This window comes from Streptococcus equinus ATCC 9812 (genome assembly GCF_000187265.1).
Classification (GTDB): domain Bacteria; phylum Bacillota; class Bacilli; order Lactobacillales; family Streptococcaceae; genus Streptococcus; species Streptococcus equinus.
The window spans coordinates 222,902-244,487 of the sequence record NZ_GL698429.1; the positions used below are offsets into that span (position 1 = coordinate 222,902).

A 21,586-nucleotide genomic window follows, 5' to 3' on the forward strand; every position below is an offset into this window, starting at 1 on the left:
AGCTTTTTTAGTTTTTTTCCATAGAGAACACTTACTTAAAAATTGAAAACTTTTTAAATTGGAACTATAATGAGACTATAGGGCTTTAGATGACTTTTAAGGTATTTTTTAAAGGAGGTTTCTTATGTGTACTGCAATTACTTATACAACTAAAGATAATTACTTTGGTCGAAATCTTGATTTGGACTTTTCTTACAATGAAACGGTAACGATTTGTCCTCGAAATTATCCTTTTTCGTTTAGACACCAAGGAGAAAATAACAGCCATTTTGCCATGATTGGTATGGCGACCGTAGTTGATGATTATCCACTTTTTTATGAAGCCGTTAATGAAAAAGGTTTGGGTATGGCAGGATTGAATTTTCCAGACAATGCTAACTATCAAGAAGTAGCAGAAGATAAGGTTAATGTTGCATCCTTTGAATTCATTCCTTGGTTATTGTCACAATGTGAATCTGTTGCAGAAGTTAAGGGACTATGTAAAAATCTTAATATAACAAACGAAGCTTTCAGCTCAGATTTTCAACCAAGTCCGCTACACTGGTTGGTAGCAGACGGTCATGAATCAATTGTGCTAGAACCACTTGCTAAAGGGTTAAAAGTTTACGATAACTCAACAGGTGTTTTGACTAATAATCCAACTTTTGATAAACAATTATTCAATTTGAATAACTATCGTCATCTATCTCCAAAGGTTTCAGAAAATCGTTTTGCTAAAGAGTTAGAACTTGAAACTTATAGCCGTGGCATGGGTGGACTTGGCTTGCCTGGTGATTTATCATCAATGTCACGTTATGTAAAAGTTACTTTTACAAAATTAAATTCTGTGGCTGAAGAAACAGAAGAAAGCAGTGTTAATCAATTCTTCCACATTTTAAAATCCGTTGAACAACAAAAAGGACTTTGCTATGTCGATGAAAGTGGCAAATATGAGTACACTATTTATAGCTCATGCATCAACACTGATAAGGGAATTTACTACTACACAACTTATGACAATTCACAGATAACAGCGGTTGATATGCATAAAGAAAATTTGGATGATAGCAAGTTGGTTTCTTATCCATTAGTAAAAGAATGGCAAGTCAACTATCAGAACTAAGGTCTCAAAATTTAATTGCCAAAATCTCTTCCCTTTTAGAAAAAATATGCTATAATGAAATGTAAAACATTTTTTGGCAAAAAGCCCATAGAAAGAAGAAAATGGATTTAAAAAATTATATCGCTACAATTGAAAACTATCCTAAAGAAGGAGTCACTTTTCGTGATATTTCTCCTTTGATGGCAGATGGAAATGCTTATAGCTATGCTGTTCGCGAAATTGTACAGTATGCTACTGACAAGAAGATCGACATGATTGTTGGTCCAGAGGCACGCGGATTTATCGTAGGATGCCCAGTTGCATTTGAACTTGGAATTGGTTTCGCACCAGTTCGTAAACCTGGTAAATTACCACGTGAAGTAATCTCAGCTGATTACGAAAAAGAGTACGGCATTGATACACTATGTATGCATGCTGATGCTATCAAACCTGGACAACGTGTCCTTATCGTTGATGACCTTTTGGCAACAGGTGGTACTGTGAAAGCTACTATCGAAATGGTAGAACGCCTTGGTGGTATCGTTGCTGGATGTGCTTTCCTTGTTGAATTGGACGGATTGAACGGACGTAAAGCACTTGAAGGTTATGATACGAAAGTCTTAATGAATTTCCCAGGATAATTATAGTTAAAAACTATAACTACCTAAAGAAATTATATAATTGAAAACTATATCTCCATCTCTTATAATATTACTTAAAAATAATATTATAGAGTGGAGATATTTTCATGCCAATAAAACTTGATAAAGAATTACCGGCCTTAGACATTTTGCGCAAAGAGAATGTCTTCATCATGGATAATAAACGTGCAAAACACCAAGATATTCGTGCGATGGATTTTCTCATTATCAATCTAATGCCAACAAAAGAAGTGACGGAAACGCAACTTTTACGTTTGCTTGCCAACACCCCATTGCAAATTAATGTAGAATTTCTTTATATGACAAGCCATGAGTCGAAAAATACAACAGCTGAGCATTTGGAAACTTTTTATAAAACTTTTTCAGATGTTAAGCACAAGTATTATGATGGTCTGATTATTACTGGTGCGCCTGTTGAGACGATGCCTTTTGAAGAAGTGGATTATTGGGAAGAGCTTTGTGATATTTTTGACTGGGCAAAAACTCATGTTTATTCGACGCTTCATCTTTGTTGGGGAGCTCAAGCAGGGCTTTATTACAAATATGGCATTAAAAAGGTTATGTTAGAACAAAAATTATCGGGTATCTTTTCTCAAACAGTAAAAGAACCATCAAATCCAATTGTTCGAGGTTTTGATGATTCCTTTATGGCTCCGCATTCTAGGCATACGGAAGTTCGTCATGAAGATGTTGACAAAATCGATAATCTTGAGGTAATTGCTGAAGGACCGTCGGTTGGATTGTCTATTGTGGCAAGTAAAGATTTGCGTGAGGTTTATAGTTTTGGGCATTTGGAATATGACCGTGAAACTTTGGACCGTGAATACAAACGTGATTTGAAAGCTGGGAAAAATCCGAATCTTCCTGAGCATTATTATACCAACGATAATCCAGAGCAAGATGTTCCAATGAAGTGGAATATGGCTGCAACGACATTTTTTAGTAACTGGATTAATTATGCTGTTTATCAAGAAACCCCATATTTGTTAGAGGAGTTAGAAAAAGAGCCTTCATTTTATGGTTTTCTATGATTAGCTGGAGTTGAAAAGTTAGCCGTCTTTTGATATGTTAAGTTTTAGTGGATGTAAAAATCTTTTAGGAATGATATTATGAGTTATTTAGAAAATTATAAATCTGGTAATTTAGTGTTACCAAGTGCTCTTTTGTTTCATTACAAAGACATTTTCAAAAGTTCAGATGACTTTTTGATCTGGCAATTTATTTATTTACAAAATACGACTAAAATGGATGATTTGGCACCAAGTCAAATTGCCAGTGCTCTCGATAAAACAGTTGCTGAAGTGAATCGTTCAATATCTGATTTGGCAGCACAAGGTCTACTTGATATGAAGACGATTGAGCTTGAAAATGAAATCGAAGTGATTTTTGATGCTAGCCCAGTATTAGAATTGTTGGATCACTTGGTAGAAGCACCAAAACAAGTGGCTAAAAAGCAAGCTTCTAATCCATTAAAAGAGTTAGTTGAAGATTTTGAACGTGAATTAGGTCGTATGTTGAGTCCATTTGAATTGGAAGATTTGCAAAAAACCATTCGTGAGGATAAGACTGAGCCTGACTTGGTACGTGCGGCTTTGCGCGAAGCCGTTTTCAACGGAAAAACAAACTGGAATTACATCAATGCCATTTTGCGCAATTGGCGTCGTGAAGGTATAACAACGCTACGTCAAGTTGAAGAACGACGTAAAGAACACGAAGATTCTAAAGCTGGTAAGGTCAATGTTTCAGACGACTTTTTGGCTGCTATGGATTTGTGGAGTGACTGATGAGAATTGGACGAGAACGTTTAAAGAAAGTCTTAGAAATTATCGGTGATATGTATCCTGATGCCCGTTGTGAGTTGGATTGGCAAACGCCATTTCAACTTTTGGTTGCGGTGATATTGTCTGCGCAAACGACGGATAAAGCCGTCAATAAAGTTACACCAAATCTTTGGAAGAAGTATCCTGAGATTGAGGATTTGGCGATGGCTAATCTGTCTGATGTGGAAGATTGTCTTCGTGCGATTGGGCTTTATAAAAATAAAGCTAAGAATATCATCAAGACTGCGCGTGCGATTTTGCAAGATTTTGATGGCAAAGTACCTAAGACACATAAAGAACTAGAAACCTTGCCTGGTGTTGGTCGAAAGACAGCTAATGTCGTACTAGCTGAAGTTTATGGCGTGCCGTCAATTGCTGTCGATACGCATGTTTCACGAATTGCAAAACGTCTTAACATTTCTGCACCAGATGCTGATGTTAAGGAGATTGAACAGGATTTGATGAAAAAAATTCCAAAGAAAGATTGGATTTTGACGCATCATCGTTTGATTTTCTTTGGACGCTATCATTGCTTGGCTAAAAAGCCTAATTGCGATATCTGTCCAGTCCAAACTTATTGCAAGTTTTATAAAGAAAATATCAAAAATAATTAGCAGTTCATATGGACTGCTTTTTATAGTGCTTTTGTAAGGAGAAGTCGTTTTTGATATAATAAAATGAATGATATTTTAGAAGGAAGAATTATGCAAACAGTATTATCACAGCGCTTAGCTGATGTGGCTGAATTTGTGCCACAAGGAGCGCGTTTATTGGACGTTGGAAGTGATCACGCTTACTTACCGATTGCTCTAATGGAAGAAGGAAAAATTGATTTTGCCATTGCTGGAGAAGTTGTGAAGGGGCCTTATGAAGCTGCAGTTCACAACGTTTCTGGAGCGGCTTTATCAGACAAGATTGATGTTCGCTTAGCTGATGGTCTAGCAGCATTTGAAGCATCTGATAACATTACAACAATCACAATTTGCGGCATGGGTGGCGGATTAATTGCCGATATTTTGGCTGCTGGTGCTGAAAAATTAGCAAACGTAGAGCGTCTTATCTTACAACCTAACAACCGTGAAGATGAGCTTCGTACTTGGTTGATGAACAATGGCTTCAAGTTGGTTGCTGAAAAAATCATGACTGAAAATGATAAATTCTACGAAATCATGGTGGTTGAAAACGGCCAAATGGAGTTATCAGTGACAGAATTGCGCTTTGGTCCATTTTTGAATCAAGAAAAGTCTGATGTCTTTAAAGCACGCTGGCAACGAGAGTTGAAAAAACTTGAAATTGCTTTACCACATGTTCCAGAAACTCGAGTTGATGATCGCTCTGCTATTTTACAAAAAATGACAGCCATCAAGGAGGCAATCAATGAAGGCTAGCGAAATTATTGCACGTTATGAAGCATATTGCCCTCGCGAACTCTCAATGGAAGGCGATGTTTCAGGACTTCAAATCGGAACACTTGACAAAGAAGTGAATCGAGTTATGATTGCACTTGATGTGCGTGAAACAACTGTCGCTGAAGCAATTGAAAATAATGTTGATTTGATTATTGTTAAACATGCACCGATTTTCCGTCCGCTTAAAGATCTAGTGGCAACTCCTCAAAATCAGATTTATCTGGATTTGGTTAAGCACGATATCGCAGTTTATGTCAGTCATACGAATATTGACATCGTTTCAGATGGTCTGAATGACTGGTTCTGTGAGCTTTTGGAAATTACTGATACTGAGATTTTGAGTCCGACTTCTGATGGCTACGGTATTGGTCGTGTCGGCAACATCAAAGAACAAACTTTTTCAGAATTTGCTTTAAAAGTTAAAGAAAAATTCCAGCTCGACAGTGTTCGTTTGGTGGCATACGGCAGTCAAGAACAACTTATTAATCGTGTCGCTATTTGTGGTGGAAGTGGCCAAAGCTTTTATCGTGATGCAATGGCAAAAGGTGCCCAAGTTTATATTACAGGGGACATTTATTATCATACAGCCCAAGAAATGATTACAAATGGTATGCTAGCTATCGACCCAGGACATCATATCGAAGTGCTTATGGTTGACAAACTACTTGAGAAATTTAATGCTTGGAAAGCAGAAGGTGACTGGAACGTCGAATTCTTAGCAAGTAAAGCTGAGACAAATCCGTTTTATCATTTGTAGGATTTTTAGCTAACATTTGTCAATAATAGTCTCTAATTGCCTGTAAAATTAGGAAGATTAGTGACAGCATTTGCAAAAAATGATAAAATAGTTCTGATAATTGATATTTATTTATAAAGAGGGAGACCTAACTATGAAAGGTATTATTCTTGCAGGAGGCTCAGGAACACGTTTGTATCCTTTGACTCGTGCAGCTTCAAAACAACTTATGCCAGTGTATGATAAACCAATGATTTATTATCCACTATCAACATTGATGTTGGCTGGTATCCGAGATATCCTAATCATCTCAACACCAACTGATATTCACCGTTTTGAAGAATTACTAGGTGATGGTTCTGAATTTGGTATTTCACTTTCTTATGCTGTACAACCAAGTCCAGATGGATTGGCACAAGCATTTATCATTGGTGAAGACTTCATCGGTGATGACAACGTAGCACTTGTTTTGGGTGATAACATTTATCACGGTGCTGGACTTAGCAAAATGCTTCAAAAAGCGGCAAGCAAAGAAAAAGGTGCTACAGTATTTGGTTACCAAGTTAAAGACCCAGAACGTTTTGGTGTTGTTGAATTTGATGAAGATTTCAACGCTCTTTCAATTGAAGAAAAACCAGAACATCCAAAATCACACTATGCCGTAACAGGTCTTTACTTCTACGATAATGATGTTGTTGAGATTGCTAAAAGCATTAAACCAAGTGCACGTGGTGAACTTGAAATCACAGATGTCAACAAAGTTTACCTAGAACGGGGAGATCTTTCAGTAGAAGTTATGGGTCGTGGATTTGCATGGCTTGATACTGGTACACACGAAAGCCTTCTTGAAGCAGCTCAATACATCGAAACAGTGCAACGTATGCAAAACCTTCAAGTGGCAAACTTGGAAGAAATTGCATACCGCATGGGCTACATCACAAAAGATGATGTGCGCGAACTTGCACAACCACTTAAGAAAAACGAATACGGAAAATACTTGCTCCGTTTGATTGGAGAAGAATAATGACAGAACAATTTTTTGGTAAAGAATTAGCAGCACGAAAAATCGAGGCTATTCCTGGAATGATTGAATTCGATATTCCAGTTCATGGAGATAACCGTGGTTGGTTCAAAGAAAACTTCCAAAAGGAAAAAATGTTACCGCTTGGTTTCCCAGAATCATTCTTTGCAGAAGGAAAATTGCAAAATAACGTCAGCTTCTCACACAAAAATGTTTTGCGCGGACTTCACGCAGAACCATGGGATAAATACATCTCAGTTGCAGACGAAGGTAAAGTTCTAGGTTCATGGGTTGATTTGCGTGAAGGTGAAAGCTTTGGTCACGTTTATCAAACAGTTATCGACGCTTCAAAAGGTATCTTTGTTCCACGTGGTGTCGCTAATGGTTTCCAAGTATTGTCTGATAAAGTATCATACAGCTACTTAGTCAATGATTACTGGGCACTTGAACTTAAACCAAAATACGCTTTTGTAAACTACGCAGATCCAACTCTTGGTATCAAATGGGAAAACTTGGAAGAAGCAGAAGTTTCTGAAGCAGATAAAAATCACCCATTGCTTAAAGACGTTAAACCTTTAAGTAAAGATGATTTGAACTAAGACTTTAAATATTTAACAAAATTTAATCAGAAAGGAGTGTTCAGTTTTTCAAACTGAACACGGGACTAAATCTCCAAGAAAAAAGATAAATCTTCCTAGACGCTAGTCGTCTGCGTCAGATTTCCTATTTTTCTACGAGATTTTTCGCAAGCGAAACGTCCCTTTGTATCTTAATTATGTCTGAATACAAAAATATCATCGTAACCGGTGGTGCAGGTTTCATCGGTTCAAACTTTGTACACTATGTTTACAATAACCACCCAGATGTACACGTTACAGTACTTGATAAATTAACATATGCTGGTAACCGTGCAAACTTGGAAGAAATCCTTGGTGACCGTGTTGAGTTGGTTGTTGGTGATATCGCTGACGCAGAATTGGTTGACAAATTGGCTGCTAAAGCTGATGCAATCGTTCACTACGCTGCAGAAAGCCACAACGATAACTCATTGAAAGATCCAAGTCCATTTATCCAAACAAACTTTGTTGGTACATACACACTTTTGGAAGCAGCTCGTAAATACGACCTTCGTTTCCACCACGTATCAACTGACGAAGTTTACGGAGATCTTCCACTTCGTGAAGACCTTCCAGGACATGGTGAAGGACCAGGTGAAAAATTCACTGCAGAAACAAAATATAACCCAAGTTCACCATATTCATCAACAAAAGCTGCATCAGACTTGATCGTAAAAGCTTGGGTACGTTCATTTGGCGTTAAAGCAACTATCTCTAACTGCTCTAACAACTACGGACCATACCAACACATCGAAAAATTCATTCCTCGTCAAATCACAAACATCTTGTCAGGAATTAAACCAAAACTTTACGGTGATGGTAAAAATGTTCGTGACTGGATTCACACAAACGACCACTCAACTGGTGTTTGGGCAATCTTGACAAAAGGACGTATCGGTGAAACTTACCTTATCGGTGCAGATGGTGAAAAGAACAATAAAGAAGTTCTTGAACTTATCCTTGAAAAAATGGGTCAACCAAAAGACGCTTACGATCACGTAACAGACCGTGCAGGTCACGACCTTCGTTACGCTATCGATTCAACTAAACTTCGTGAAGAACTTGGTTGGGAACCAAAATACACTAACTTCGAAGAAGGACTTGAAGCAACAGTCAAATGGTATACAGATAACCAAGATTGGTGGAAAGCTGAAAAAGAAGCAGTTGAAGCTAACTACGCTAAAACACAAAAAGTTCTTGACTAATAAATTAAAAAGCCTATCACATCAAGCTTTTTCAGCTTGTGTGAAGGGCTTTTTTATGTAGAAGGGGCAAAGTATAGGGGAAAATGTTATAATAAGTTTACTTTTTGGATAAAGGAGGAGCAGTGATGAGAGATGACGTTAAATTAGCTCACGAAATTACTAAAAGAGCGCATAAAGGTCAAGTTGACAAAGCCGGTGCACCCTATATTTTACATCCTGAGACTGTAGCGTCATTCGTCACGAAAGATGATGAAAAAATTGTTGCCTATTTACATGATGTGATAGAAGACACTCCTTGTCAGCTGAGAGATTTAGAAAATGCAGGATTCTCATCTGAGATTATAAAAGCAGTTGATTTATTGACTAGAAAAACTGGTCAATCGTATAAGCAATATCTTAAACTTGTTAAAACAAATGAATTAGCACGTGTTGTCAAGTTAGCGGATTTGAAGCACAATTCGGATTTATCAAGGCTTACTCATGTTACTGAAAATGACATTAAACGTTTGAAGAAGTACCAAGATGCTATTGTTTTTTTAAGCACTTAGAAGCTCTACGTGCTTTTTCTCACTTTACATTAGGAAAAAAACAACTCATAAGTTAACCTTTGATGTAAGAATTGTTCTTGTTTTTCTTAACATCAAATTCAGAATAATAGCTATTTTTCTGGTACAATAGAAGAAAACGAGAAAGAAGAGAATGATGACAAAGTTAGCAACGATTTGTTATATTGATAATGGTGAGGCACTTTTGCTTTTGCACCGTAATAAAAAGCCAAATGATGTTCATGAAGGAAAATGGATCTCAGTTGGTGGTAAGCTTGAAGCAGGTGAGACTCCTGATGAATGCGCAAAGCGGGAAATTTTTGAAGAAACTCATTTTATCGTCAAAGAAATGGACTTTAAGGGAGTGATTACTTTCCCAGAATTTACGCCTGGTCATGATTGGTACACTTATGTGTTTAAAGTGACTGATTTTGAGGGTGAGTTGATTTCTGATGAGGAATCACGTGAAGGAACATTGGAATGGGTTCCTTATGATAAAGTTCTTTCAAAACCAACTTGGGAAGGTGATTACGAAATCTTTAAGTGGATTTTGGATGATGTTCCATTCTTTTCAGCTAAATTTACTTATGATGACCAACAACGTTTAGTTGATAAAAGTGTCACTTTCTATGATAATAAGTAGCACTTAAAGAATAGATTTACGTGAGTGAGGTTTTTATGGACAGTCATAAAGAAAAAAAGTTTACAGATTCCTGGTTTTTCAAATGGGTATTAAATAGTCAAGCGACAGTAGCTATTTTGGTTACGTTTATTGTCTTTTTGACACTTTATTTGTTTACTAAGATTTCATTTTTATTTGAACCGGTTCTGGCATTTCTTGCTATCATCATGCTTCCTTTGGTTATATCAGCCATTCTTTATTATCTGATTAAGCCTTTGGTTGCTTTTATTGAACGTCGTGGTTTTAGTCGAACGACTTCAATTTTTATTGTTTTTGCCATTATTATCGCTTTGATTATTTGGGCAGTTGCAAGCTTTATTCCGATGATTGAAGGGCAAGTTAAGTCATTTATTGAAAATTTACCTGCCTATGTTAAAAGTGTTAACATTGAAGGTTCTAAGCTTTTGAGAAGTCCATGGCTTTCTAATTATCAGACTGAGCTGCAGGATATGCTGGTAAATATTAGCAACAAGGCCGTTGATTACGCTGAAAGTTTTTCTAAGAATGCTTTTGATTGGGCATCTAATTTTGCCAGTGCTATAGCTCGTGTAACTGTTGCTATTATTATGTCACCTTTCATTCTATTTTATTTCTTACGTGATAGTCATAAGATGAAGGATGGTTTAATCAAGGCTCTGCCAACAAAAATGCGTCGTCCCTCAGCACGAATTCTTGGTGACATTAATAAACAACTTGCTGGATATGTTCAAGGTCAAGTTACGGTTGCTATCGTTGTTGGAATTATGTTTACGGTCTTCTTTAATATTATAGGCTTGCGTTATGCGGCAACTTTTGGTATTATTGCAGGGTTTCTTAATATGATTCCGTATCTTGGTAGCTTTTTAGCTATGGTTCCTGTTGTGATTATGGGGATTGTTCAAGGACCGATTATGCTTGTTAAGGTTTTAGTCACTTTTGTGATTGAACAGACTATTGAAGGACGTTTTGTGGCACCATTGGTTTTGGGAAGCAAGTTGAGCATTCACCCAATTACCATTATGTTTATTTTGCTAACGTCTGGTTCGATGTTTGGTATTTGGGGAGTTTTCCTAGGAATTCCAATCTATGCGTCTATCAAGGTTGTTGTAAAAGAAATTTTTGACTGGTACAAAGGTGTCAGTGGTTTATACGAAGAAGATTTTATCGTCGAAAAAGGAGAAGAAAAAACAGAGAATGTTAAATAGTGAAAAAATGGTAGCTTCGCTTCAAAGTCAAGATTTGGAGCATGCTAATAAATACTTTAAACGTGCTTTAAAAGAAGATGATGCGGAAACGCTCTTAGAATTGGCTGAATATCTTGAAAGCATTGGATTTTTACCGCAGGCAAAAGAAATCTACTTGCAAGAGCGTGAAGAATACCCAGAAGTTAATGTCAATCTTGCACAAATTGCTACAGAAGACGGCGACATTGAGGGGGCATTCTTGTATCTTGATGCGATTTCACCTGATAGTGATGCCTATTTGTCAGCACTTCTTGTTATGGCAGACATTTATGAAATGGAAGGTCTTGCGGATGTGGCGCGTGAGAAACTTTTGTTGGCTAATGAAATCAGTGATGAACCATTGGTTATCTTTGGTCTTGCTGAAATTGAACTTGAGCTTGGCAATTACAATCAAGCGATTAAAGAATACGCTAAGTTAGATAATCGTGAGATTTTGGAATTAACTGGTATCTCAACTTACCAACGTATTGGTCGAGCTTACGCTAGTCTTGGTAAATTTGAAGCTGCGATTGAGTTCCTTGAAAAAGCTGTAGAAATCGAATACGATGATAATACTATCTTTGAATTGGCAACAATCTTGTATGACCAAGAAGAGTACCAAAAAGCAAATATTTACTTCAAACAATTGGAAACAATGAATCCAGACTTTGAAGGTTATGAATATGTCTACGCGCAATCTCTTCACGAAGAAAATAAAACTGAAGAAGCTCTTCGTTTAATTCAAAAAGGGTTAGCAAAAAATGAATTTGATACCAATCTTTTACTTGCTGCATCACAATTCTCATATGAATTACATGATCCAAAACAAGCTGAAAGCTATTTAGTGAAAGCAAAAGAAGTAGCTGTAGACGATGAAGATGTGCTTATGCGTTTGACTAACTTGTATTTGGAAGAAGAGCGCTATGAAGATGTGATTGCACTAAATCGTGATAATATCGATAATGTTCTTACAAAATGGAACATTGCTAAAGCTTATCAAGCACTTGAAGCTGATAAAAAAGCTCTTAAGATTTATGATGATTTAGCGACAGATTTAGCAGACAATCCTGAGTTCTTACAAGATTATGCTTATATTTTGCGTGAATTTGGCTATATCGATCGTGCAAAAGATGTTGCAAAACGCTATTTAACCTTTGTTCCAGATGATGTTAATATGGTGGAATTTATAGATGAAGATGAATTTTAAAAGTCTTTTAGCTGGTAATCTCATAACAGTTATTATCATTTTTGTTTTGTTATCGTTCTTTGATCAAAGTGGAGATTTGATGCGCAATATTATTGTCGTGTTTGTCGGATTTGTCTTGATGACTAGCTATGATTTTATCAGAACAAGAAAAGATAAGAAAAAGTAGAGCGTAGCAATTGCTACGTTTTTTTATGCTGTTTTCATAGACATTTTCATTAACATAGGTTAAAGATAAATAAAAATTTCACAAGCGAAATTTCACAAACATTTCGTAAAACTATGGTATAATTGATTCATGTTTGTGAAAAAATAAAATTTTGTGATTTAGATTTGACTAATTTTATCACTAATCATATTAATAAGTGATGTATTTTGAAGGAAATACCTTTCTTGATTAGTCATCTAAATATAGGAGATAAAATGACAGAACAAAAGCAATATGGGGCTGACTTAGTTGTAGACAGTCTCATTAACCATGACATCGAATACGTATTTGGTATTCCAGGGGCAAAAATTGACCGAGTTTTTGATACCCTTGAAGACAAAGGACCAAAATTAATCGTTGCTCGTCATGAACAAAATGCTGCCTTTATGGCACAAGGTATTGGACGTATTACAGGAAATCCTGGTGTTGTGATTACAACAAGTGGACCTGGTGTGTCAAACTTGGCAACAGGTTTGGTTACAGCGACTGACGAAGGGGATCCAGTTCTTGCTATTTCAGGACAAGTAAAACGCTGTGATTTGTTGAAACGTTCGCACCAATCAATGAAAAACGTTGCGATGATGGAACCTGTTACAAAATTAGCAGTTGAAGTTCATGATCCAAATACTCTTTCTGAAACAATTGCTAATGCTTATCGTGCTGCAAAATCAGGCAAACGTGGGGCAAGTTTTGTATCAATTCCACAAGATGTGACAGACAGTCCAGTGTCAGTTAAAGCTATCAAACCATTGACAGACCCTAAACTTGGTTCAGCATCTGTTGAAGATATTAACTACCTTGCACAAGCTATTCGCAATGCCAAATTGCCAGTTCTACTTTTAGGGAACGGTGCTTCTACACGAGCTGTAACAAAATCAATTCGTAAACTGTTAGGAACTGTTAAATTGCCAGTTGTTGAAACATTCCAAGGTGCTGGTATTGTATCACGTGAACTCGAAGAAGATACTTTCTTTGGTCGTGTTGGACTTTTCCGCAATCAACCAGGTGATATGCTTCTTAAAAAAGCTGACCTTGTTATCGCAATCGGTTATGACCCAATCGAGTATGAAGCTCGTAACTGGAATGCTGAAATTTCAGCACGTATCATTGTTATCGATGTAGCTCAAGCAGAAATCGATACTTATTTCCAACCAGAGCGCGAATTGATTGGTGATATTTCTGATACCATTGACTTATTGTTGCCAGCAGTTAATGGCTACACATTACCAGCATGCTCAGTAGATTATCTTCAAAATCTTAAGAAAAACGTTGTTGAGGATGTGAAATTTGATCGAAACTCTAAAGAAGGTCTTGTTCACCCACTTGATGTTATTGACGTTTTACAAGAAAACACTACAGATGACATGACTGTTACTGTTGACGTCGGTAGTCACTACATTTGGATGGCACGTTACTTCAAATCATACGAAGCACGTCATTTGCTATTTTCAAATGGTATGCAAACTCTTGGAGTGGCTCTTCCATGGGCGATTTCAGCTGCGCTTGTCCGCCCAAATACAAAAGTCATTTCTGTCTCTGGTGACGGTGGATTCTTATTCTCAGCACAAGAATTAGAAACAGCTGTTCGCCTTAATTTACCAATCGTACACATCATCTGGAACGATGGAAAATACAACATGGTTGAATTCCAAGAAGAGATGAAATATGGTCGTTCTGCCGGTGTTGACTTCGGACCAGTTGACTTTGTAAAATATGCTGAAAGTTTTGGTGCTAAAGGTTACCGAGTTGATAGCAAAGATTCATTTGAAGCAACACTTAAAAAAGCTATTGCTGAAGCTGAAAATGGTCCAGTCTTGATTGATATTCCAATTGACTACAAAGATAACATCAAACTTGGTGAAACAATTTTACCTGATGAATTTTATTAAGCCTTGCATTTTAGAGAATTTGGCAATAAAATAGATTAGTATTATTTAATTTTAAATGACGAAAGTGAAGGAGAATATGTCAGAAACAATTAAACTTTTCCAATACAATACCTTGAGTGCCCTTATGGCTGGTCTTTATGGTGGTACATTAACAATCGGTGAACTTTTAGAGCACGGTGATTTGGGAATTGGAACACTTGATTCTATTGATGGAGAGTTGATTATTCTAGACGGTAAAGCCTATCAAGCTATCGGTTCAAACGGAAAACCTGAAATTGTTGAGGTTTCTGATGATGTCAAAGTTCCTTATGCTGCAGTTGTCCCTCATCAAGCAGAAGTGATTTTCAAACAACGTTATGAAATGGATGATGTTGAATTGAAAAAACGCATTGAATCATATTATGATGGGGTAAACTTGTTCCGTTCGATTAAAATTAAAGGGACTTTTTCTAAAATGCATGTTCGCATGATTCCAAAATCTGCACCAAATACAAAATTTGCAGAAGTAGCGACACGTCAACCAGAATATACTCGTGAAAACGTGACTGGTACCATTGTCGGCATTTGGACGCCACAGATGTTCCACGGTGTTAGTGTCGCAGGATATCATTTGCACTTTATTTCAGATGATTTAACTTTTGGTGGTCATGTGATGGATTTTGTGATTTCAGAAGGTGTTGTTGAAGTAGGACCTGTTGACCAACTAGATCAACGTTTCCCAGTTCAAGATCGTAAATACCTTTTTGCAAAATTCAATATGGATGAGCTAAAAGAAGACATCAATAAAAGCGAGTAAATCGTCTAGTTACGCATAAGAAAAAGCACATTACTAAATAAGGGTTATCCTTATTTTAGCAATGTGTTTTTTTATAAGATAAAATTCAATACAAAGTTGATTTTTATACGATTTTATCATAAACTATAATTTGTTGTGTATGAATTTTTTATCAATTTTGAAAATATTTGAAAATGAATTAATTCAACAATTTTATTAAATTTACAGGAGAATGTATGGATATTTTTCGAAAGACCCCAATGGCGCAAAAGACAAGTCATTTGCAACGACGCTTGGGGCTTGCTGAACTTATCTTTTTAGGGGTAGGTTCGATGGTCGGGACTGGTATTTTTACCATAACAGGAGTGGGTGCTTCGCAATATGCAGGACCTTCCATTACCATCTCGATTATTATTGCTGCTATTTGTGTGACGATGTCAGCATTGTTCTTTGCTGAATTTGCTTCAAGATTGCCTCATTCAGGCGGTGTTTATCGCTATTTGTATACTGTTTTTGGTGAGTATCCTGCTTGGATTGCTGGTTGGTTTATGATGATTGAGTTCGCCGGAGCTATTTCATCGGCTGCCTCAGGTTGGGGTGAGTACTTAAAAGCTTTCTTAAGAACTTTTGGCATCAATCTGCCAACGGCATTGAGTGGTCCATTTAATCCAGCAAAGGGAACTTACGTTGATATTGTTCCAGTTATCTTGTTATTTTTTGTAACGGTGCTGGTTGTCATGGGAGTGCAGACAGTATTACGCTTCAATTCAATCTTGGTTATTTTTAAACTAGCTGTGTTAGTCATTTTCATCGCTCTTGGTTTAACAGCTATTAACACTAACAATTGGAGTGATTTTGCACCGTACGGTTTTGGTCAAATTTATGGCGGAAAAGTTGGTATTGTGGCAGGAGCTTCATTGATGTTCTTTGCCTTTCTTGGATTTGAATCAATTTCAATGGCGGCTGATGAAACAAAAGAGCCACAAAGAAAAATTCCTCAAGGTATTTTCACATCAATTGGTTTGACAACTTTATTGTACATTTTAGTGACATTGGTTCTAACAGGAACAGTTCACTATTCTAAGTTGAATACTGCAGATGTTGTTCCTTTTGTACTTCGCAGCATTGGATTCCCTTTGGTTGGTAATATTGTTTCTGTTGTGGTTATTTTCACATTGGTGACTGTATGTATCTCAATGATGTTTGCATTGTCTCGTGTGATTTATAACATCAGCTGTGATGGGTTACTGCCAAAACTATTCCAAGAATTGACACCTAAAAGTAAGGTGCCTAAAAAAGCAACAATCTTTGTTGGGATTGTGACAATGCTCTTTTCAGGAATTTTCCCTTTGGAAATCCTTGCTTTGTTAGTTAATATTGTGACACTTGCATACCTTATCTTGCTTGCTTTTGGGGTTATCAAACTTCGTAAAGACTTTGGCGAACCAAAAGAAGGAGAGTTCAAAACACCTTGGGTGCCTGTTCTTCCAATTCTATCAATTATAGTTTGCTTGTCATTGATGACACAATGTAAGCTTGAGACATGGATTAGCTTTATTGTTGCTTTCATTATCGGAAGTTTAATCTATTTTGGTTTTGGTTACAGACATTCTCAATTTAGAAAAGAAACTGAAGAAGAAAAATAATAAAAAGTGATTCGTTTGAACGAATCACTTTTTGCTCTCGATGCGCATGCTATTGATTTTTTCTTCAGTTGGTGTGACACGAAGTGTTTTTTGACCAGTGTAAGTGACAAAACCAGGTTTGGCACCAGTTGGCTTATTAAGTTTTTTAGCCTCAATCATATCGACTTGGATAAGATTTGATAGGCGAGCTTTAGAGTAATAGGCGGCAAGCTCCGCGGCATCAGTCTTGACTTCGTCGCTTGGGTTGAAGTTATCTTTGATAAGAACGTGACTGCCAGGAATATCTTTGGCGTGGAACCAAAGTTCACCTTTTTTAGCCATTTTGAAAGTCAATTCATCGTTTTGAAGATTATTTCGCCCAACCATGATGATTGTCTTGCCGTCTGAAGCCAGATATTGTTCTGGTTTTTTACGTTTGTGACGTTTATCTTTTGTGCGACGTTTGACAAATCCTGTCTCAACCAATTCTTCACGGATATCAGCAATATCTGAGATAGAAGCATGACTCAAGGATGTTTCAACACTTTCAAGATAAGCAATCGTATGTTTAGTTTCTTCGATTAGACCAGTTAAGTGTTTAACAGCTTCTTTAAGTTTTTGGTATTTTTTGAAATAACGCTGCGCATTTTGGTTAGGTGTCAAACTTTTATCAAGAGCAATCGTGATTTTTTCGTTAGTGTAGTAGTTGTCAAGTTCCACTTGGTCTTGGTTGTTTGGCACCATTGAGAGATAAGTGGTTAAAAGTTCACCTTTTTGTCGGAACTCTTCGGCGTTTTCAGTCGCTTGGAGTTCTTTTTCTTGTTTTTTGAGTTTTTTGATATTCTTGTCTAGCTCTGTTTGAACGCGGTGAATTAAATCACTTGATTGTTGGTTAACACGATCGCGCTCGGCTTTATCTTGGTAGAAAACATCTAGAAGTTCTGAAAGACTATCAAATGTTTTTTCTTTATTACTGTTGTCAAATAGCACAGCGGCAAATGATTTATCAGTCATATTTGGCTGAACATCTCTAGCAAAGAAGGCGCGGAATTGTTTGATTTTGTCATCGCTAAGCTGAGCTGACAGATTTTCAGCAGTGTCACGTCCTAAGCCTTGGAAAAGTTTTTGAAGGTGACGAGGTGCTAAATCCTCAGTTTGTAAGATTTCAAATAATTTTTCATCTGAAACCGTAAATGGATTTTTGGCATCTGTTTTTGGTGGAGCGATGTAAGTTGAACCAGGCAAGATTGTTCGGTAGCTATTTTGTGAAAAGCCGATATGTTTGATAGATTCGATAATCTTACTTTCAGCCTTATCAATCAAAATAATGTTACTGTGTTTGCCCATGATTTCAACGACCAAAGTGACCTTGACATGATCACCAATTTCGTTTTTATTTGAAAAGGCAATTTCTAAAATACGGTCGTTATCGATTTGTTCAAGACTTTCAATGACAGCACCTTGCAGGTATTTACGCATAATCATGGTAAATGTGTTTGGTGTTTGTGGATTTTGAAAATCTGTTTTGGTAATTTGCACACGTCCAAAAACAGGGTGAGCAGAAAGTAGTAGTTTATAATTTTTACGGTTATTACGAATAGTTAAAACAAGCTCATGCTCAAAGGGTTGATTGACCTTTTGAATGCGTCCGTAGAGGAGCTCATCTTGTAATTCTTTGGTTAAATGATGTAGAAAAAAACCATCAAATGACATGATTAAAGTTGTCAAAAGTCTTATTAGCAGAAAAAACTGCAAAAAAGACTTGCGACGTCTCCTTTCTAATCTCGTGATTTCAATTCTTTTATTATACCATATTCACTGTGAAAACTGGTATTTACGCGATGGGAAAGTTTACTTTCTTGGGAAACTGACAGAAAAAATGTGAAAATTTTGAAAAGTGCTTGATATTTTTTGATTTTAGGTTATAATTATAAAAAAACACAGGAGGAAGACTAGGATGAACATGACACAAATTCTTACAAGTTGGCAAAGTTGGCGTATGTAGAAGTTGTGTTTATGTAGTTGCATAGATACGACTTTTGGAGTACTTCTAAAAAGTATCTATGCGCTAATCTTAGTTACAAGATACCAAAAGCGTGTAGTAAAAACTTACTACACGCTTTTCTTTTTAGTTGACTCACAGGTTGAAAGCAAATGAAAAACAGATATTAGTCAACGGAGATAAAAAGATGAAAAATAAAGCACTTATTGGAACACTTATTGGTCTTGTGATTTTGGTAGTTGGTTCAATGATTTATGACCAAACTAAAAGTGATTCAAGTAAAAATGATGTAGTTAAAATTGGTATTTTGCAATATGTTACCCACGATGCTCTTGATGAAATCGAAAGAGGGATTGAAGATGGTTTAGCCGATGCTGGTTATGATAAGAGTAATGCTAAAATTACGGTTCTCAATGCAGAAGCTGACCAAAGTAAAATTCAAACCATGAGTAAACAATTGGTTAACGCCAAAAACGATATTCTTATTGGAATTGCTACACCAGCAGCTCAAGGTTTGGCATCAGCTACGAGTGATACTCCAGTTGTGATGGGAGCAATTTCAGACCCAGTTGGTGCAAAACTGGTGAAAAATCTTAAACAACCAGAAGCAAATGTCACTGGTGTGTCAAACCAAGTTCCAATTGAGCAAACAGTTGAAATGATTCAAGAAATCACGCCAAATGCCAAAACAATCGGTGTTCTGTATGCTAGCAGCGAGGATAATTCTGTTTCTCAAGTAGCGGAATTCAAAAAATACGCTGAAGCAGCAGGAATCAATGTCGTTAAATACGCCGTTCCATCAACAAATGAAATCAAAACGACAATGTCAGTAATGACTAGCAAGGTTGATGTGGTTTTCGTGCCACAAGATAACACGGTTGCTTCAGCATTTACGACAGTTGTCAATTCAGCAAATGCTGCTAAAGTTCCTGTTTACTCATGTGTCGATACTATGGTTGAACAAGGAAGTCTTGCATCAGTTGCACAAAGTCAATATGATTTGGGTGTGGAAACAGCTAAAATTGCAGTTAAATTACTTGCAGGTAAAAAAGTGTCTGATGTTCCTGTAAAAATTGTTAATACTGGTACACCAACGCTTAATTTGAAAGAAGCAAAAGAGCTTGGCATTACGATTCCTGACAGCATGTTGTCAAAAGCAACAGTAGCAGTCAAAGAAGATGAAAATTAAGAGAGGAAGAGAAAAAATATGATTATTTCGTCAGTTTCACAAGGACTTTTGTGGGGAATTCTTGGATTAGGAATTTACCTCACATTCCGAATCCTTAATTTTCCAGATATGACAACAGAAGGGTCATTTCCGCTTGGCGGTGCGGTAGCCGTTACCTTGATGAACAATGGATTACATCCGCTTTTAGCGACTTTAGCAGGAATGTTTGCGGGATGTTTGGCTGGGTTGGTTACTGGTCTTCTTTATACGAAAGGAAAAATTCCAACACTTCTAGCAGGGATTTTGGTGATGACGTCATGTAACTCTGTCATGCTTATGGTTATGAAGCGTGCTAATCTTGGATTACTTGATATCAAACCACTGCAAGCAATGCTGCCATTTTCAGATAGCACAAATCTTTTGGTGATTGGCTTGTTAGCAGTTGTCATTGTGATTTTTGCACTGATTTTCTTCTTATACACCCGCCTAGGTCAAGCTTATATTGCAACGGGTGATAATCGAGATATGGCAAAAAGTTTTGGTATCAATACTGACCGCATGGAAGTTATGGGACTTGTGGTTTCAAATGGTTTGATTGCTTTGTCAGGTGCCCTGGTTAGTCAACAAGATGGCTACGCGGATGTCTCAAAAGGAATCGGTGTTATCGTTATTGGTCTTGCAAGTATTATTATCGGAGAAGTGCTTTACTCAACAGGCTTGACGCTACTTGAGCGTTTGATTGCGATTGTGGTTGGTTCAATCTTGTACCAATTCTTAATTACAGGTGTTATTGCACTTGGATTTAATACGAATTATCTTAAATTGTTTAGTGCGATTGTCCTAGCAATCTGCTTAATGGTTCCAGTTCTTAAAAATAAATTCTTTAAAGGAGTGACCTTATCGCGATGAAAAAAATTGTAGAATTAAAAAATGCAACGGTTCAAGTCAACAATGGTCTTGATGAGGTCAAAACAATTCTTGATGATGTAAATTTGACCATTTATGAACATGATTTTTTAACCATCTTAGGTGGAAATGGTGCTGGTAAATCAACACTCTTTAATGTGATTGCTGGAACATTGATGTTGACTAGCGGAAAAATTTACATTTTGGGTAAAGATGTGACGCATCTGCCAGCTGAAAAGCGTGCCAATTATCTTGCGCGTGTTTTCCAAGATCCGAAAATGGGAACAGCACCACGTATGACGGTGGCTGAAAATCTTCTCATTGCTAAATATCGTGGTGAAAAACGTGGACTTTTGCCACGGAAAATTCATCATTTCACTGATGAGTTTAAAACATTAGTTGCACGAACTGGAAATGGTCTTGAAAAACACTTGGACACACCGACGGGGCTTTTATCAGGTGGGCAACGTCAAGCGCTCAGCCTTTTAATGGCAACCTTAAAACGACCAGAATTGTTGCTTCTTGATGAACACACAGCTGCGCTTGATCCAAAAACAAGTGTATCTTTGATGAATCTGACAGACGAATTTGTAACTGGTAATGAGCTAACAGCGCTCATGATTACACACCACATGGAAGATGCACTCAAGTATGGCAATCGCTTGATTGTTATGAAAGATGGAAAAATCATTAAGGATCTCAATCAAGAAGAAAAAGCTCAGATGGCAATTGCTGATTACTATCAATTGTTTGAATAAGAAAAAATGCCTTAGGGCGTTTTTTTGCGCTCTTAATAACATTTCCAAATTCAAAAGAAGAAAATCTTCTG

General features: G+C 36.9%; 22 protein-coding genes. 21 read left to right on the forward strand and 1 reads right to left on the reverse strand.

All coding sequences use genetic code 11. The features are described from left to right. Positions 1 to 124 precede the first annotated feature (124 nt). From bsh to HMPREF0819_RS01100, 18 genes are all read left to right on the forward strand, one after another. Entirely contained in the window at positions 125 to 1,102 is a 978-nt protein-coding gene (bsh, locus tag HMPREF0819_RS01015; RefSeq protein ID WP_004231132.1) for a choloylglycine hydrolase, read from the forward strand. Between the two features lie 101 nt (positions 1,103 to 1,203). Further along, positions 1,204 to 1,722 carry an adenine phosphoribosyltransferase gene (locus HMPREF0819_RS01020; RefSeq protein WP_004231134.1) on the forward strand — a complete coding sequence of 173 codons (519 nt, stop codon included), beginning with the start codon at positions 1,204 to 1,206 and terminating at the stop codon, positions 1,720 to 1,722. A 107-nt stretch (positions 1,723 to 1,829) separates the two neighbouring features. Then, the gene (metA, locus tag HMPREF0819_RS01025; protein ID WP_004231137.1) at positions 1,830 to 2,774 is read left to right on the forward strand and encodes a homoserine O-acetyltransferase MetA; all 945 of its coding nucleotides are present in this window, start codon (positions 1,830 to 1,832) and stop codon (positions 2,772 to 2,774) included. Positions 2,775 to 2,852: 78 nt separating this feature from the next. Further along, positions 2,853 to 3,527: a DnaD domain-containing protein gene (locus HMPREF0819_RS01030; RefSeq protein ID WP_004231139.1), complete on the forward strand. Its 675-nt coding sequence runs from the start codon at positions 2,853 to 2,855 to the stop codon at positions 3,525 to 3,527. Beyond that, positions 3,527 to 4,177: an endonuclease III gene (gene nth, locus HMPREF0819_RS01035; protein WP_004231147.1), complete on the forward strand. Its 651-nt coding sequence runs from the start codon at positions 3,527 to 3,529 to the stop codon at positions 4,175 to 4,177. The genes HMPREF0819_RS01030 and nth overlap by 1 nt, the downstream gene beginning before the upstream one ends. A 90-nt stretch (positions 4,178 to 4,267) precedes the next feature. Then, a complete protein-coding gene (locus tag HMPREF0819_RS01040) occupies positions 4,268 to 4,951 on the forward strand; it encodes a tRNA (adenine(22)-N(1))-methyltransferase (protein ID WP_044023401.1) in 684 nt (227 codons plus the stop codon). Further along, the gene (locus tag HMPREF0819_RS01045) at positions 4,941 to 5,729 is read left to right on the forward strand and encodes a Nif3-like dinuclear metal center hexameric protein (protein WP_004231149.1); all 789 of its coding nucleotides are present in this window, start codon (positions 4,941 to 4,943) and stop codon (positions 5,727 to 5,729) included. The genes HMPREF0819_RS01040 and HMPREF0819_RS01045 overlap by 11 nt, the downstream gene beginning before the upstream one ends. Before the next feature lie 133 nt (positions 5,730 to 5,862). Beyond that, positions 5,863 to 6,732 carry a glucose-1-phosphate thymidylyltransferase RfbA gene (gene rfbA / locus HMPREF0819_RS01050; protein ID WP_004231150.1) on the forward strand — a complete coding sequence of 290 codons (870 nt, stop codon included), beginning with the start codon at positions 5,863 to 5,865 and terminating at the stop codon, positions 6,730 to 6,732. Beyond that, on the forward strand, positions 6,732 to 7,328 hold the full coding sequence (locus tag HMPREF0819_RS01055; RefSeq protein WP_004231151.1) for a dTDP-4-dehydrorhamnose 3,5-epimerase family protein: 597 nt from the start codon (positions 6,732 to 6,734) through the stop codon (positions 7,326 to 7,328). Before rfbA ends, HMPREF0819_RS01055 begins: the two co-directional genes overlap by 1 nt. 176 nt (positions 7,329 to 7,504) lie before the next feature. Next, positions 7,505 to 8,551: a dTDP-glucose 4,6-dehydratase gene (gene rfbB / locus HMPREF0819_RS01060; protein WP_004231152.1), complete on the forward strand. Its 1,047-nt coding sequence runs from the start codon at positions 7,505 to 7,507 to the stop codon at positions 8,549 to 8,551. Between the two features lie 125 nt (positions 8,552 to 8,676). Then, positions 8,677 to 9,099, forward strand: a complete 423-nt coding sequence (locus tag HMPREF0819_RS01065; protein ID WP_044023250.1) for an HD domain-containing protein — start codon at positions 8,677 to 8,679, stop codon at positions 9,097 to 9,099. A 154-nt stretch (positions 9,100 to 9,253) separates the two neighbouring features. After that, positions 9,254 to 9,739, forward strand: a complete 486-nt coding sequence (locus HMPREF0819_RS01070) for an NUDIX hydrolase (RefSeq protein WP_021142040.1) — start codon at positions 9,254 to 9,256, stop codon at positions 9,737 to 9,739. A 35-nt stretch (positions 9,740 to 9,774) separates the two neighbouring features. After that, positions 9,775 to 10,962: an AI-2E family transporter gene (locus HMPREF0819_RS01075; protein ID WP_004231158.1), complete on the forward strand. Its 1,188-nt coding sequence runs from the start codon at positions 9,775 to 9,777 to the stop codon at positions 10,960 to 10,962. Next, positions 10,952 to 12,187, forward strand: coding sequence for a tetratricopeptide repeat protein (locus tag HMPREF0819_RS01080; RefSeq protein WP_004231160.1), 1,236 nt, complete (start codon positions 10,952 to 10,954; stop codon positions 12,185 to 12,187). The genes HMPREF0819_RS01075 and HMPREF0819_RS01080 overlap by 11 nt, the downstream gene beginning before the upstream one ends. Beyond that, positions 12,171 to 12,353 carry a hypothetical protein gene (locus HMPREF0819_RS01085; protein ID WP_004231162.1) on the forward strand — a complete coding sequence of 61 codons (183 nt, stop codon included), beginning with the start codon at positions 12,171 to 12,173 and terminating at the stop codon, positions 12,351 to 12,353. The genes HMPREF0819_RS01080 and HMPREF0819_RS01085 overlap by 17 nt, the downstream gene beginning before the upstream one ends. A gap of 254 nt (positions 12,354 to 12,607) precedes the next feature. Beyond that, positions 12,608 to 14,281, forward strand: a complete 1,674-nt coding sequence (gene alsS / locus HMPREF0819_RS01090) for an acetolactate synthase AlsS (RefSeq protein ID WP_044023251.1) — start codon at positions 12,608 to 12,610, stop codon at positions 14,279 to 14,281. A 76-nt stretch (positions 14,282 to 14,357) separates the two neighbouring features. Continuing rightward, positions 14,358 to 15,077 carry an acetolactate decarboxylase gene (budA, locus tag HMPREF0819_RS01095; protein WP_021142045.1) on the forward strand — a complete coding sequence of 240 codons (720 nt, stop codon included), beginning with the start codon at positions 14,358 to 14,360 and terminating at the stop codon, positions 15,075 to 15,077. A 215-nt stretch (positions 15,078 to 15,292) separates the two neighbouring features. After that, on the forward strand, positions 15,293 to 16,702 hold the full coding sequence (locus tag HMPREF0819_RS01100; protein WP_004231168.1) for an APC family permease: 1,410 nt from the start codon (positions 15,293 to 15,295) through the stop codon (positions 16,700 to 16,702). A gap of 24 nt (positions 16,703 to 16,726) precedes the next feature. Here the strand turns inward: HMPREF0819_RS01100 and HMPREF0819_RS01105 are convergent, their stop codons facing one another. Then, positions 16,727 to 18,394, reverse strand: coding sequence for an Rqc2 family fibronectin-binding protein (locus HMPREF0819_RS01105; RefSeq protein ID WP_004231169.1), 1,668 nt, complete (start codon positions 18,392 to 18,394; stop codon positions 16,727 to 16,729). 476 nt (positions 18,395 to 18,870) lie between these two features. Between HMPREF0819_RS01105 and trpX the strand changes: the two genes are divergently transcribed. Genes trpX through HMPREF0819_RS01120 form a run of 3 tightly spaced genes read left to right on the forward strand, consistent with a single transcriptional unit; the run spans position 18,871 to position 21,515 of the window. Next, the gene (gene trpX, locus HMPREF0819_RS01110) at positions 18,871 to 19,872 is read left to right on the forward strand and encodes a tryptophan ABC transporter substrate-binding protein (protein ID WP_044023252.1); all 1,002 of its coding nucleotides are present in this window, start codon (positions 18,871 to 18,873) and stop codon (positions 19,870 to 19,872) included. Positions 19,873 to 19,890: 18 nt separating this feature from the next. Further along, a complete protein-coding gene (locus tag HMPREF0819_RS01115; protein WP_004231173.1) occupies positions 19,891 to 20,760 on the forward strand; it encodes an ABC transporter permease in 870 nt (289 codons plus the stop codon). Continuing rightward, the gene (locus HMPREF0819_RS01120) at positions 20,757 to 21,515 is read left to right on the forward strand and encodes an ABC transporter ATP-binding protein (protein ID WP_004231177.1); all 759 of its coding nucleotides are present in this window, start codon (positions 20,757 to 20,759) and stop codon (positions 21,513 to 21,515) included. Before HMPREF0819_RS01115 ends, HMPREF0819_RS01120 begins: the two co-directional genes overlap by 4 nt. Positions 21,516 to 21,586 lie beyond the last annotated feature (71 nt).